Origin of the sequence: Polynucleobacter sp. JS-Fieb-80-E5 (assembly GCF_018882015.1) — a bacterium.
Taxonomy (GTDB): domain Bacteria; phylum Pseudomonadota; class Gammaproteobacteria; order Burkholderiales; family Burkholderiaceae; genus Polynucleobacter.
On the sequence record NZ_JACVPH010000001.1, the window covers coordinates 418590 to 431423 of the forward strand.

Consider the following 12834-nt stretch of genomic DNA (forward strand, 5'->3'; position numbering starts at 1 on the left):
TGAATACAGGAGAATGCCATGGGCGCAGTGATAGATCATCAAGTTATTAAATCCATTGGATCCAGTGGGCAGATCTCGCTTGGCAAAGAGCATGCGGGACGTCAGGTATTGGTGGAAACGCCTGAACCTGGCGTTTGGGTAATTCGTACCGCCACAGTTATCCCCGACAATGAGCGTTGGGTACATACGCCAGCCATTAAAAAGGATTTATCAGTAGCCTTGGCTTGGGCACAAAAAACCCCAGCCAAAGCAACTGACCTTTCTAAACTAAAAATGGCTAAAACTCATGGCGCAAAACGCAAAGCCTGAGCCTTTAGTTGAGCTTGATCTGAATAGCCCCATCTTCCAATCTACCTGGGAGAGTTTGGAGCCATCCGAACAAGAGAAAGCCTTAGCCACTTTTGAGAAAATCACGCAATTGACCTGGAACCAGGTTTACCGCGATAAGGGATTGAAGTGGGAAAAGATTCATAGCATTCCCACACCAAAAGGCATTGATGCACTCTACTCATTTCGAGTTAGCAAATCAATCCGGGGAATTGGCTTCAGAGAAGATCATTTCCTAAGGGTTTTATTAATTGAACCAGATCATGATGCTGCTTATGGAAAAAAATAATCCCATAGAAAAGCCTTTTGCGGTAACTCCAAGCAAAGATATACGTAATTCATCAGATCCTGATATTGCTGGATCCTACTACGCCATGCAACTTGCTGGACAAGCTGCAATAGACTTGGCAATTCAAACCAATACTGCAATCGTAACTACCATTGATGGCAAGATAGTGCGGATCCCTGCCGCAGAACTCATTAAGCAGCGCCAACTTACGGCCTAAACACCGTTGGTCGCGAGTTCGAATCTCGCCCGACCCACCAGTTATACAAAGGGATCACAGAAATGTGGTCCCTTTTCTTTTGGGTAGATGGAATGTATTGGCAACTGTATAAACTCAATAGAAGATCTATTGGGCCGTAATGAGTGGGGATGGACTGCGCCGGAAGAAACTGAGCGTCTCGAAACGCGACAGTTTGTCGGGTAACCAGACATTTCATGGGCAGTTGGTTGGCAGGCGGTTGAGGGCCCATAAGAGGCTATTGATGGAAAAGAAAAACTACCCGGAGGTAGTTTTGGCGTTTCTTGGTTTCCCGGGGCGGTATCGAACAAGGACCTAGGACATAAACCCGCGCCAAGACTAAAGCCTTAGTTGGCGACGCTGATTACGTTAGCGCACCCAGAAAGGCAATTGCTATTTGCAGACCACAGCTTCAATAGGCTTATATTGACTGGCTCTTTGTGCCATCGATTCAAATCGTCCTCGCATACTGTTTTTTATAAAATATTCAACGATGGCTAAAGGAATAAATGAGTTTGGCTCTATTTGAGAGTCATACTTAAAAACTGTTTTATCTTTTTCCTCTAATAGCTTCCAAGTACCTTTGTAAGATCTAGTATCGCCACTGATTTGCTCAAAAGTTAAAGATTTATTTGGGAGCTCCGTATATTCCACTGTTGATTTCATATCAATAGAAAAAAAGAGAATTTGCTCTTCAACTACCCTGTACACGCGAACTTTATTGCCTACCCTTGAAACAATCTTTGCTTCAACTATTCCTGGGATATTTTTAGAGCCCTCATAGTCAGTTATGAATGTATAGGCACTACAGATATTCATTGGTACAGAGTAACTTGCTTGAACATGAAATTGACCATCGATACGACTCACGTTCACCTGCACATCAAAGGGATTGGTATTATCTTGAGCAAAGCTCGATGAGAGAAAGAACGTTAAAGCGAGTGTTAAAAACCATTTCATTGGCTGATTTTAGGGGCTTATAGATTCTGTCGTTTTAAACGACATCGACTGACACATGGATGCCATATTGTGATTTGTCCTTTTGAAGGGCGCTTCTTGATGGGGAGATCCGAGATTAAGGACGCCTAACTCAGCTAAGCCATAAAAGAAAATAGCCCAACAAGTGGGCCATTTATATTCTTGGGGGGCCCGGGTGCAACCCACCAAAGCTCAGGATATCTAGATCTAGTTAACTGGGCACCCATTCTCAAGTGGTTTTCCAGCAATCCGATCCTTTACCCAAGCTAGATAAAAAGGCGCCGAGGATCCAGGTGTTGTGTAATGAGTTTGTTCGCCAGGCAATTGAATTGTCGCAACATTACCCCCGAGGGAGCACATTTTCTTTTGATAATTCTCATGCATGATTGGAGGAATTCCAGTATCTTTTGATCCCCAGTAAATAACCACTGGGGCTACAGGCTTGACTGGCTTGACGCTGCCATCTATTAACGCATTCACCCAAGCCATGGAGTTGATGGGCTGCGGCTTAAGCAAGGTTTGATATTGATCACCGTAAGCGTAGTTCAAAGAATCAGCCATGACATGAACACATTTATTACTGGATAACTGGTCGGCGACTCTAGCGCCTTCTACAGTCAAAATATCTGTCATCTTGATATTCGGATATGCCGCTTCATTACCCCAAATAAGCATTAAGTAATGGGAGAATGAGAATATATTGGCGGCATTGACCTTGGAAAAACCAGTCAATATCTTATTGGCATCGGCCTCATCAGCGGGCCTAGACAACATTGCCGCTAAATCGTCTGGGGCCAAACCAACAAACCCAAGATACTGCAAGTTATCCGCAGTTGTACCTTGAAGCGCTTGGTAATCGATCAGACTTGCAGCAGCAATGGCTGCTCCGCCGCCTTGAGACCAACCATAAATAATGGTTTTTTTGCCAGCGCCTACTTCTTTCATGGAGCTAGCCGCCCTTGCAGAGTTAATAGTGTCCATCGCATTAGTTCCTGCAACTGCATACTGATTCCTGCCACCACCGCCCATGCCTTGATAGTCGGTAGCAACAATGACATAACCCTCTTTAATAAATTGTTCTACGTTAGGAATTCCATAATCGCTCCAAGAATTTCCATCCATTAAAAAATATTCATTTAAAGGGGCGGTTGGATTCGTGATCTGTGAAGGACCACAATTTTGAGCGGATCCAGTTGTGCCATGAGCCCATGCCATGATTGGTCTTCCCTCTTTGGGCGCTTGTCCAATAGGGGCGACAATCAAGCCGGTGGAAATTGTCTTGCGCCCAGCAACATCTGATGAGATATAAGCAATCTTCCATGCTTGTGTGCCTTGGATTGCAGACTTAATTTTTTCCTTCTTAATGACCTGACCCAATTTGCCATCAGGACTCATTTTCATAACGGCAGCATAAAAAGGCGCCATTGGTGGATCAGCATAAACAGTGTTGGAAAGTAATCCAAAAAATATGCAGAACACAATACGAGCCAAAGAGTCTTTCATGAAAGCCTATTAATGGAAATGATTATAAAAATTATTGAGTACCAACTATACCGAATTACTTTGATACTCAGCGAATAACTCTTCTAAGGGTTATTGAGGGGGCTCTTACTGGTCGAAAGCAGCCCCTTGCCCTCAGTCGGCTAACCCAACAAACCTGCTGTTATTTCATACAAGAACACTGTCTGAGCCAACTAAACCTCTATAAGCCCGTTGGTCGCGAGTTCAGATCTCGCCCGACCCACTAGGCATTACTAAGCCTCGCTCTGCGGGGCTTTTTACTGCCCAGAGTCTATGAGATCATAGAGTCATGAACAGCAAACTATATGAATCATTCCTTAAAAATAATCCAAGCCCTCAAGAGCGACTTACTTTAGGAAAATCGATTCGCAAAGAGGTTGATAGGTCCTCAATTGGACAATTTACTGAAGTAAGCAAGCGCCAAGGACCAATTGAGATTCTGCTTGCTCAAGCTAAAACCCGAATTCCTGAATACGTTCCAATTCGCTATGCTCGAATGGCGGCTGATCCTTTTGCGTTTTTTAGAGGCGGCGCTGCAACTATGGCACATGACTTGGCCAAACTCCCAAGCCCCTCCATTCAAGTTCAATTATGCGGAGATATGCACGTTAGTAACTTTGGGTTCTTTTCCACAACTGAACACCAATTAGTGTTTGGAATTAATGATTTTGATGAAACTCTTCCCGGAAATTTTGACTGGGATTTAAAGCGGCTGACAGCTAGCGCGATGATTGCCTCGAAGTTACTTGGTCAAGATCAGACTTATGGAGAAAATATTGTGCGAAATATCTCCAGAGCATATAGAAATAATCTTCATCAATATGCCTCGATACCCTATATAGACCTCAAACGCACTTATATAGATGACAAATCATTAACAAGTATCGCAGCAAAAAATGCAACTGATGCAAGCCAACAGTATTTAAAAGGTTTATTGGATAAGGCTCGGAAAAATAGTGGTCATGGCATGCTTGGAAAACTCACTGAACTAAGTAGCGAGGGAATTCGACTCATTAATAATCCCCCGCTCATAGAGCACCCCCAATTCTCGCCTCATGGAAGAAGGATTACTGAGCTCAATGATCAAGGCCTTAATTCCTACATTCAGTCTTTAGCACCAGATCGCAGACATTTATTAGCACGCTATAAATGGATTGATTGGGCAAGAAAAGTTGTTGGGGTTGGTAGCGTGGGCACCGCTTGCTGGGTAATGTACTTTGAGGGACGCGATGCAAATGACCCGCTTTTCCTCCAAACGAAACAGGCGCAAAAGTCAGTTCTAGCTTCCTTTTTCCCTGATACGCAATTTCAGTCTGAAGGAGAACGTGTCGTTCATGGGCAATGCTTAATCCAAGGAGCTCCAGACCTCTTTCTCGGTTTTGGCAAAACAGCAGAATTAGATTTTTATGTACGGCAGCTGCGCGACATGAAGGGTGGAATTTCAGTTGGGGGAGACGGCATCAACACTAAAGTATTTCCTGATTTTGCAAAACTATTTGGATGGGCATTAGCCAACGCCCATGCCCGTTCAGGAGATCCTGCCGTTCTTGCTGGCTATTGTGGAAAAAGTGAATCCCTAGATGATGCTCTCGTCAAGTTCTCGATTGCTTACAGCAAACAAAATGAAGCTGACTATGCTACATTTTTAAAGGCAATTAAATCAGGCAAAGTCTCTTGCGCTACAGAGAATTTCTAAGATCCAGCTACTCAACAATAAATACATATCGACTTTAAGAACTCGAGGCTGGGATTGCAAGTGTTAACTTTTCAAAAAAGATCAATCGCACACCCAATCGCACAATCATTTTTTGGCCCTTTAGACCATTAATTTATATAGAGTTTTAAAGAGATATGACTTCTTTTAAGCCCGTTGGTCGCGAGTTCGAATCTCGCCCGACCCACAAGTGATATGAAGCCTAAGAATGAAAGTTCGGGAGTTTTTTATTTGGAATTCCGCTAATATCCGATAAGAGGGGCTCCTTTCCACTACATACCAACCCAAAAAGAACTTTAAAAATGAGTACAGATCCCAAAATACTAGCCTTTGATGTCTTTGGAACAGTGGTTGACTGGCATGGATCAATCGCGGCCGAAGCCAAAAGACTCAGCCTGCCAGTTGATGCAGATGAATTCGCTACCGCATGGCGTAATGGTTATAAACCAGCAATGGCCAAGGTGCGCTCTGGAACTCTGCCATGGACAAAGATTGATGATTTGCATCGTATGATCCTTGATGACATATTGAAGACATTCAATATTACCTCGTTGTCGGAATCACAAGTACAAGAATTAAATCTAGTTTGGCATCGCCTCAATCCCTGGCTAGATACAGTCGAAGGGCTGACAAGATTAAAAAGTAAATTTACTATCGTTACCTTATCCAATGGAAATCTCGGCCTACTTGCAGATATGGCTAAGAATGCGGGACTTCCTTGGGACTTAATTCTTTCAGCAGAAGTATTTCGTCACTACAAGCCTGATCCAGAAACTTATTTAGGTGTCGCGGAGATTTTCAATGTCCTCCCCGAACAAGTGATGCTTGTGGCAGCTCACAAAGATGATCTTCTGGCAGCAAATGCCTGCGGGCTTCAAACGGCCTTCATTGAAAGACCGCTAGAGTTTGGCCCTAACTTCTCAAGGCAAGACTTGCATCGTGAAGAATTTACCACTTACCATGCCAAAGATCTTACGGACCTTGCAACTCAATTGCACTGCTGATACCCAATTATTGCAATAGACATCAGGCAGATTTTAGTGAGCAGCTTGAATACTGTTGATCATAATGAGGACATCTTTTAATCCATCTTTTGCTTGTTTGGAATGTGTCGGTAACTTATGGTGGCAATAGGCGATTAAAGTAAAACCACCCGAAGGTGGTTTTACTATTTCTTGCTTGCCTGGGGCAGCATCGACCAGAGCCTGAGATTCTTTGCAAACATTCATTTAACTTGCAGTTTTAAACTTCAAAGCTATCAATATCGCCTCTTCGGCGCACCAGCGAAAGATTGCTTCTTCTCAAGATGTCTAAATGTAATACGGCCTTTGCTCAAGTCATAAGCGGAGATCTCCAAAGAAACCTTATCTCCTGCCAATATGCGGATGTGATTTTTTTTCATCTTCCCCGCTGTATAGGCAATAAGCTTATGGCCATTATCTAAAGTAATCCGATAACGAGAATCTGGCAGAATTTCATCAACAAGACCTTCCATTTCAAGCAATTCTTCTTTTGCCATTTAACATCCTTAATAAAAATAAAAAGCCCAGTCATGCTGGGCTTTAGGCCAGGCAAATAATTTCTGCCTGGTATTTGCTGCTGATTTAAACAGGTTGAATATTGGATGCTAACTTGCCTTTAGGGCCAGTAGTAATATCAAAAGTCACCTTTTGACCTTCAGCCAAAGACTTAAATCCGCTGCTATTAATTGCTGAAAAATGGGCAAATAAATCTTCGCCGCCGAGTTCAGGGGTAATAAAGCCGAAGCCTTTAGCGTCGTTAAACCATTTCACAATTCCGTTTGCCATATATGACTATTCCTTAAAAAAATATAAAAGGGGCTAAGCCCCAAATGAGGCGAAAGTCAAGAATGGCGGGGGAGATGCTAAGAAGAACTATCGCAGAACTGCGGTATTAATTACTAGTACAACAACACTATTAGCTTGAAAATCGTTAAATGTATTTTACTCTACTTTAGTAACAAAAGACTATTTACCAACAAATCACCTTTATAACAGCCCTAGATACCGTTAAAAGTGGCTTGGCAATCCGTTGGGCCCGAGCTCGAAAACGTAGTTTCGGCGCAGCCAATCTCCCCAGACCCACTAGTTATACAAGCCCACCTTCGGGTAGCTGCTTCTTTTGAGGTCAAATTCCTAGGAAGTGTATTTCATTTATTTCATTGAACTAGCTATCACAGTAGAATCCCGACCCCCCCCCTACATGCGCCCAAGATTTTCAACATCATCGACAGATGGATATCCCCCTGTCATATCGGGATCTATAGCATCCGAAGGGTTTGATCGGTCAGAGTGATACTCCATCATATATGCCCGCCTTCTTGCCATGACAGCTGATAGTGTATTAGCAGCATTAAGATCTTTTTTTAGATCTGGCGCATGCCCTAGCCTTCAAATACAAAATGATCTAAATGGTCAATCCTGTTTGTCTTCTGATCTAGATTTTATTGAGCACGGCGTAATTCATTAACGTAATCTGGCTCAGGGTGCAATGCATGGGTAGTGCCGGCCTTTGCCACCTGCCCAGGGACCTCGTGCCCCACAATCTTTGGCAATTCTCTTGCCAGCTGTATTAGCTTGGGAATATTCATGCCGGTGTCATAACCCATCGCATCGAGCATATGAATCGCATCTTCACTGGAAATATTGCCACTTGCACCTGGTGCATACGGGCATCCGCCCAGGCCACCCAATGAACCGTCAAAACGAACAATACCGGACTGTACTGCAGCTAAGACATTGGCTAAGCCCATGCCTCTAGTGTTATGGAAGTGCAACGTCAGCTGTAGATTTGGGAATTGCTTCTGCAATGAGTCGCACATTCTCTTTACTTGGTCAGGATTTGCCATGCCTGTGGTGTCGCAGATTGTTACACCTCTTACACCGAGGTCTGCAAAACGTTTAGCGAACCCTTTAACCACCGTTTGAGAAACCTCCCCTTCCATGGGGCAGCCAAAACTAGTGGAAAGGGAAACATTAATAGGTGTTCTGCCATCAACATACTTAATTACTTCAGCCAATCCAGCAAAGCTCTTTTCTCGACCCATTCGTAGGTTGGCTAAGTTATGCGTCTCTGAAGTCGACATTACTAGATTGAACTCATCAGCCTTAGATTCCAAAGCGCGCTCGGCACCTCTTAAATTGGGGACTAAGACGGTGTACTCCACTCCAGGCACACGCTTAATACGCCCCATCACTTCCTCGGCATCTCGTAGCATCGGAATCGCCTTAGGCGAAGTAAATGAGGTCACTTCAATTTTGGCAAAGCCACACTCACTGAGCGCATCAACCAGCTTTACCTTATCGTCTGTTGGTACAAAATTGGGCTCAATCTGGAAACCGTCCCGCATTACGACGTCATTGAAATAAATTCTGGTCATGGTTTTATCTTTATTTAGTAAATGCAATGCCGCGCTCTTTTAAAGAGGCGACCTGATCATCACTCAAACCAATACTTTTGAGTATTTCATCGGTGTTCTGCCCAATATCTGGGGCAAGAGTCTTAATGGATCCCGGCGTACGCGATAACTTCGGAATCACGCCCGGCACATCCAACTTCGTGCCATCTTGCATCTGAATTGTTTGTATATTTTCACGGGCTTTGTAGTGCGGATCGCTTGCGATATCGGCAACGGTATAAATTTTTCCGGCTGGCACGGATACAGAATCTAGCGCCTCCAATGCTTTGGCAGTACTCACTGTTTTAGCCCACTCACCTATAGCTTGATCAAGCTCAGCCACTCGTTTGACGCGACCATCATTGGTTTCCAGCTGGGGGTCATTACCTAAATCTTCGCGCCCAATCACTGTCATCAGGCGCTTAAAAATACTATCGCCATTGCCAGCAACCAATACATAGCCGCCATCAGCGCACTGGTAGGCGTTGGTTGGGGCAATACCAGGTAGGGCGCTACCAGCCGCTTGGCGTACCTCACCAAATGCGCTGTATTCAGGCAACAGGCTTTCCATGCAATTAAAGACTGCTTCATACAATGCAATATCAATAATCTGACCTTTGCCACTGTTATGGCGCTCCTGAAGAGCTAGCAAGATACCAATCACACCATGCAAAGAGGCTAAGGTATCGCCGATGCTGATACCAACCCGCACTGGTACTCTGCCAGGTTCAGCAGTGAGATGTCGCAAACCGCCCATAGCTTCTGCAACCACACCAAATCCTGGTTTATCTCGGTATGGACCTGTCTGACCATAACCACTGATACGAAGAACAATTAATTTGGGATTCAGCTGGAGTAATTTTTCTGGATCAAGACCCCAGCCCTCCAATGTTCCAGGGCGAAAGTTTTCGATTAATACATCCGCCTCTTTTACCAGTGTCCTGACAATATCTTGCGCTTCCGCTTTTCTTAAATCCAAGGAGAGTGATTTCTTATTACGTGACTGCACTTGCCACCAGACTGAAGTGCCATCTTTAAGAAGGCGCCACTTGCGCAATGCATCGCCCTCTTTGGGTGGTTCGATCTTGATAACATCAGCACCAAAATCAGCCAAGGTCTTAGCCGCAAATGGCCCAGCAATAAGTTGCCCCATCTCTACGACTTTTAACTTTGATAATGGCTCCATCAAATCCTCTGAATTATGCTTTTATGCCCTAAGTGGGTACTTTAAATCAATCAGCAATTGATCTAATAAAAGTCCATTTTCTTAGCCTAAAACATAGCTCTTTTTATGGTGGGGGGTTACTCAATCTTTCCAGGTAGGATGTTTTTGCATCACTGAATCGAATAATTCAGATTCAAGCTGCTGATTGAGCCATTTTTTGACTGCGGGTATAGGGAGTTGCTCAAACTTTTTGGGGTCAACCATTGAAAACTGCCTGATGAATGGGAAGATGGCCACATCTACCCAGGATAATCTGCTCCCCATTAGGTATTGGAAGTTTTGCAACACCTGCTCCATAGGAATCAACATGACTTGCAATGCTTCATCGAGCACTGCTTCTGGATCTAGCTCTGGGAATCGATTAGGGTATTTGTATTGATCCAATAGAGTCTTAAATGGGCCATCATTTTTTTCAATCCAAGAGTTGGCGACAGACTCATCAACGTCTTTCCACCCATGCGGGTCAGACTGTTGCAACGCCCAGCGCAAGATATCCAGACTTTGATCTATTACGAGATCATCCACCCATAAAACGGGGACGGTTCCCTTGGGAGAGAGTTGCAACATCGATTGTGGTTTATTACGCAACTCAATCTCTCGGTGTTCAACCTGAATACCCGCATACTTCAATGCCATGCGGGCTCGCATGGCATATGGACATCTTCGATAAGAATACAAAGTGGGCGTCATGCAAGCACTTTACTCCCAGCAACTAATAGGTCACCCGTTGCCAGCCACTTGGGCAGGCCTGTGTCTGCGGATAGTACAGTCCATTTTCAGGGCAATAGGCAGCAGTTTGTGGTTGCGGTGGATAAACATATTGTGGGGCGTAATAGACGCGTGGAGGCCTGTAGTACGCATTAGCAACAGCAACTCCGGCCACCGCACCAACCGCAAAAGGCGCCCAGCCGCCACGCCAACCACCATAGCCACCATACCAACCCCTACCACCATGAGCGCTGGCTGATGTGGCCACCCCCGCAAGCATGACTCCTGTAAGCAGGCATATTAGTATTTTTTTCATATAGACCCCCATTCATAAAGGCATTAAGCCCTTTCCTACATAACGGATCAGCCTTAAGGTGGGTTGACGCTATCAAATTAAATACTTTTGTAAGCAGGTCTTAAGGGAGTTTTTTCTTCCTACAAGCATCAGAGCAGTATTTGACTGATTCCCAATTTTTAGCCCAGGATTTTCTCCAGGTCATTTCTTTTTTGCAGACAACACAAATCTTACTTGGAAGAGCGCTTTTATTTCCCTTAAACGTCGTCTTCATGAGTATTTTTATAGCGCGTCGAGCTGATTCAGAATCTTTTGGGCATGCAGCACAATTTCTTTTTGATCTTCATCACTAATTCTTTTGAGGTTGGCCGTCATTAACTTAGTACGCGGGCTCGCTTCAAACTGAGCGCGATGCTTGATCAAAAAGTTCCAATACAAAGTTGTGATGGGGCATGCCTCTTCCCCATAACGTATCTCAGGCTTGTATTTACATGAACCACAATAATTGCTCATGCGTTTGATGTATGCGCCACTGGCGATATAAGGCTTACTAGTAAAGCGTCCGCCATTGGCAAATAAGGCCATCCCAGCCGTATTAGGTAACTCCACCCACTCAATCGCATCTACGTAAATTGCCAGATACCAATCACACACTTCTTGAGGCAGAATTTCAGCTAGAAGTGCAAAGTTTCCTGTCACCATTAAGCGCTGAATATGGTGTGCATAACCATATTGCAATGTTTGGCCAATAGCATCTTTCATGCAAGCCATCTGGGTTTGCCCAGTCCAATACCATTTGGGTAATGAGCGCTGATGCTGATAGTAGTTATCTTGCGCCATCTTAGGCATGTCAAGGTAATACATACCTCGGACAAATTCACGCCAGCCTAATATTTGCCGAATGAAGCCCTCGATTGTTGATAGATCCAAAGCATACTTTTTCCAAGCCATGATGACCGCATCAATCACCTCGCGAGGATTTACTAGCTTTAGGTTCAATGCGCTCGACAAAATAGAATGCCATCCAAAGGGGGTATCAGTCCACATAGCATCTTGATACACACCAAAATTTCTGAGGCGGTATTCGACAAAATACTCCAGAGCTTGGAGAGCCTGGCTTCTGGTAACGGGCCAGTTAAATGACTCCAGAGATCCAGGATGATCTGGGTAAGTCTTTGTAACGAATGCCAATACTTCTTTGGTAATCGCATCTACTTCAAACGCCGCTGGAGCATCGATGATGCCAGGTCCCTTTTTCGGATAGGGCTTGCGATTATCTTGATCGAAGTTCCACTGACCACCCTCGGGGTTGCCATCAGCATCCATCAACACATGGTGCTTCTTACGCATTAGGCGGTAAAAGTACTCCAACCGGAGTTCTTTCTTGTTTGCCGCCCACTCCACAAACTCTTGTCGCGAGCAATAGAAATGGTCATCCTCAAGCATTACCAGCTCAATATTGAGCTCTCTTGCTAATGCCTCAATCGACTGCTTTAGACGCCATTCACCAGGTTCGATGCAAACTAAATGCTTTATCTTCTTTTGCAGAATATGCTCTTTGAGAACCTCGACAATAGGCAGATGAGAGCCTTGAACGTAAGTCAGCGGGTATTCCAGCCTTTTCAGCTCAACTGCAAAGTGACGCATTGCCGAGAGAAATAAAGCAATTTTGGCTTTGTGCGACCAAACATACTGAGCTTCATTAGCTGATTCAATCATGATGATTTCATCTGCTTGAGGATCAAAGCCTCGTAATGCGGCGCTCTGCAAATCGAGCTGATCCCCTAGAATCAGAACTAAGCGCTTAGGCTCCTTGGTTTGCTGCTTAGCTTGCTGCTTGACTGGCTGCTTCATTTATTTTTGTATTGAGTGGGGCAATAGGCCCGAGTCACATCTTCACTACGTAAAGCGCTATGTTTTGTTGCTCGTCCAGTTACCCGCTTGCGCCAAAGTTCAAAGGAGCTGCGTTTTAGCTCTTTGCGCATAATGGCAATCACCTGAGGCTCACCTAGACCAAAGGTCTTCTCAATCGCATCAAATGGCGTGCGATCCTCCCAAGCCATTTCAATGAGGCGAGATAAATCGGGTTCTGCGAGGGTCTTGGGGGCTAGTTTTGGCACTCTG

General features: G+C 44.5%; 17 protein-coding genes. 5 read left to right on the top strand and 12 right to left on the bottom strand.

Going from position 1 to position 12834, the window contains the following annotated elements; all coding sequences use genetic code 11:
* Nucleotides 1-18: 18 nt before the first annotated feature.
* From ICN44_RS01885 to ICN44_RS01895, 3 genes are read left to right on the top strand one after another with little or no spacing between them, the layout of a single operon-like run.
* Nucleotides 19-309 carry a hypothetical protein gene (locus tag ICN44_RS01885; RefSeq protein ID WP_216262392.1) on the top strand — a complete coding sequence of 97 codons (291 nt, stop codon included), beginning with the start codon at nt 19-21 and terminating at the stop codon, nt 307-309.
* On the top strand, nt 287-616 hold the full coding sequence (locus tag ICN44_RS01890; protein WP_215361591.1) for a hypothetical protein: 330 nt from the start codon (nt 287-289) through the stop codon (nt 614-616). Before ICN44_RS01885 ends, ICN44_RS01890 begins: the two co-directional genes overlap by 23 nt.
* The gene (locus ICN44_RS01895) at nt 591-833 is read left to right on the top strand and encodes a hypothetical protein (RefSeq protein ID WP_255537336.1); all 243 of its coding nucleotides are present in this window, start codon (nt 591-593) and stop codon (nt 831-833) included. Before ICN44_RS01890 ends, ICN44_RS01895 begins: the two co-directional genes overlap by 26 nt.
* A gap of 411 nt (nt 834-1244) precedes the next feature.
* Here the strand turns inward: ICN44_RS01895 and ICN44_RS01900 are convergent, their stop codons facing one another.
* Nucleotides 1245-1811: an SRPBCC family protein gene (locus ICN44_RS01900; RefSeq protein WP_216262393.1), complete on the bottom strand. Its 567-nt coding sequence runs from the start codon at nt 1809-1811 to the stop codon at nt 1245-1247.
* A gap of 225 nt (nt 1812-2036) precedes the next feature.
* Entirely contained in the window at nt 2037-3332 is a 1296-nt protein-coding gene (locus tag ICN44_RS01905; protein ID WP_216262395.1) for a lipase family protein, read from the bottom strand.
* Nucleotides 3333-3639: 307 nt separating this feature from the next.
* On the opposite strand from ICN44_RS01905, the gene ICN44_RS01910 reads away from it, so the two are divergent.
* Together ICN44_RS01910 and ICN44_RS01915 are read left to right on the top strand one after the other, a co-directional pair.
* On the top strand, nt 3640-5046 hold the full coding sequence (locus ICN44_RS01910) for a DUF2252 domain-containing protein (RefSeq protein ID WP_216262397.1): 1407 nt from the start codon (nt 3640-3642) through the stop codon (nt 5044-5046).
* Between the two features lie 320 nt (nt 5047-5366).
* On the top strand, nt 5367-6068 hold the full coding sequence (locus ICN44_RS01915; RefSeq protein WP_215320471.1) for a haloacid dehalogenase type II: 702 nt from the start codon (nt 5367-5369) through the stop codon (nt 6066-6068).
* Between the two features lie 33 nt (nt 6069-6101).
* On the opposite strand, the gene ICN44_RS01920 is transcribed toward ICN44_RS01915, so the two are convergent.
* From ICN44_RS01920 to ICN44_RS01965, 10 genes are all read right to left on the bottom strand, one after another.
* Complete coding sequence (locus ICN44_RS01920) at nt 6102-6293, bottom strand: hypothetical protein (RefSeq protein ID WP_216262400.1); 192 nt, start codon at nt 6291-6293, stop codon at nt 6102-6104.
* 29 nt (nt 6294-6322) lie between these two features.
* A complete protein-coding gene (gene infA / locus ICN44_RS01925; protein WP_072583618.1) occupies nt 6323-6583 on the bottom strand; it encodes a translation initiation factor IF-1 in 261 nt (86 codons plus the stop codon).
* Between the two features lie 85 nt (nt 6584-6668).
* Nucleotides 6669-6872: a cold-shock protein gene (locus ICN44_RS01930; RefSeq protein ID WP_072583619.1), complete on the bottom strand. Its 204-nt coding sequence runs from the start codon at nt 6870-6872 to the stop codon at nt 6669-6671.
* A gap of 656 nt (nt 6873-7528) precedes the next feature.
* Nucleotides 7529-8464: a hydroxymethylglutaryl-CoA lyase gene (locus ICN44_RS01935; RefSeq protein WP_216262403.1), complete on the bottom strand. Its 936-nt coding sequence runs from the start codon at nt 8462-8464 to the stop codon at nt 7529-7531.
* A gap of 10 nt (nt 8465-8474) precedes the next feature.
* The gene (locus ICN44_RS01940; protein WP_215357767.1) at nt 8475-9668 is read right to left on the bottom strand and encodes a CaiB/BaiF CoA-transferase family protein; all 1194 of its coding nucleotides are present in this window, start codon (nt 9666-9668) and stop codon (nt 8475-8477) included.
* A gap of 120 nt (nt 9669-9788) precedes the next feature.
* A complete protein-coding gene (locus ICN44_RS01945; protein ID WP_216262405.1) occupies nt 9789-10397 on the bottom strand; it encodes a glutathione S-transferase in 609 nt (202 codons plus the stop codon).
* Between the two features lie 22 nt (nt 10398-10419).
* Nucleotides 10420-10731, bottom strand: a complete 312-nt coding sequence (locus tag ICN44_RS01950) for a hypothetical protein (RefSeq protein WP_216262407.1) — start codon at nt 10729-10731, stop codon at nt 10420-10422.
* A 100-nt stretch (nt 10732-10831) separates the two neighbouring features.
* Nucleotides 10832-10984: a DUF2256 domain-containing protein gene (locus tag ICN44_RS01955; RefSeq protein ID WP_215357779.1), complete on the bottom strand. Its 153-nt coding sequence runs from the start codon at nt 10982-10984 to the stop codon at nt 10832-10834.
* 8 nt (nt 10985-10992) lie between these two features.
* Nucleotides 10993-12564 (bottom strand): cryptochrome/photolyase family protein, encoded by a 1572-nt coding sequence (locus ICN44_RS01960; RefSeq protein ID WP_216262411.1) that lies wholly within the window; start codon nt 12562-12564, stop codon nt 10993-10995.
* Nucleotides 12561-12830 carry a TIGR03643 family protein gene (locus ICN44_RS01965; protein WP_215320506.1) on the bottom strand — a complete coding sequence of 90 codons (270 nt, stop codon included), beginning with the start codon at nt 12828-12830 and terminating at the stop codon, nt 12561-12563. The genes ICN44_RS01960 and ICN44_RS01965 overlap by 4 nt, the downstream gene beginning before the upstream one ends.
* Nucleotides 12831-12834 lie beyond the last annotated feature (4 nt).

Coding starts and splice junctions, on each gene's coding strand:
- ICN44_RS01885 (WP_216262392.1), top strand. CDS start 19: ATGGGCGCAGTGATAGATCATCAAGTTATTAAATCCATTGGATCCAGT.
- ICN44_RS01890 (WP_215361591.1), top strand. CDS start 287: ATGGCGCAAAACGCAAAGCCTGAGCCTTTAGTTGAGCTTGATCTGAAT.
- ICN44_RS01895 (WP_255537336.1), top strand. CDS start 591: ATGATGCTGCTTATGGAAAAAAATAATCCCATAGAAAAGCCTTTTGCG.
- ICN44_RS01900 (WP_216262393.1), bottom strand. CDS start 1,811: ATGAAATGGTTTTTAACACTCGCTTTAACGTTCTTTCTCTCATCGAGC.
- ICN44_RS01905 (WP_216262395.1), bottom strand. CDS start 3,332: ATGAAAGACTCTTTGGCTCGTATTGTGTTCTGCATATTTTTTGGATTA.
- ICN44_RS01910 (WP_216262397.1), top strand. CDS start 3,640: ATGAACAGCAAACTATATGAATCATTCCTTAAAAATAATCCAAGCCCT.
- ICN44_RS01915 (WP_215320471.1), top strand. CDS start 5,367: ATGAGTACAGATCCCAAAATACTAGCCTTTGATGTCTTTGGAACAGTG.
- ICN44_RS01920 (WP_216262400.1), bottom strand. CDS start 6,293: ATGAATGTTTGCAAAGAATCTCAGGCTCTGGTCGATGCTGCCCCAGGC.
- infA (WP_072583618.1), bottom strand. CDS start 6,583: ATGGCAAAAGAAGAATTGCTTGAAATGGAAGGTCTTGTTGATGAAATT.
- ICN44_RS01930 (WP_072583619.1), bottom strand. CDS start 6,872: ATGGCAAACGGAATTGTGAAATGGTTTAACGACGCTAAAGGCTTCGGC.
- ICN44_RS01935 (WP_216262403.1), bottom strand. CDS start 8,464: ATGACCAGAATTTATTTCAATGACGTCGTAATGCGGGACGGTTTCCAG.
- ICN44_RS01940 (WP_215357767.1), bottom strand. CDS start 9,668: ATGGAGCCATTATCAAAGTTAAAAGTCGTAGAGATGGGGCAACTTATT.
- ICN44_RS01945 (WP_216262405.1), bottom strand. CDS start 10,397: ATGACGCCCACTTTGTATTCTTATCGAAGATGTCCATATGCCATGCGA.
- ICN44_RS01950 (WP_216262407.1), bottom strand. CDS start 10,731: ATGAAAAAAATACTAATATGCCTGCTTACAGGAGTCATGCTTGCGGGG.
- ICN44_RS01955 (WP_215357779.1), bottom strand. CDS start 10,984: ATGAAGACGACGTTTAAGGGAAATAAAAGCGCTCTTCCAAGTAAGATT.
- ICN44_RS01960 (WP_216262411.1), bottom strand. CDS start 12,564: ATGAAGCAGCCAGTCAAGCAGCAAGCTAAGCAGCAAACCAAGGAGCCT.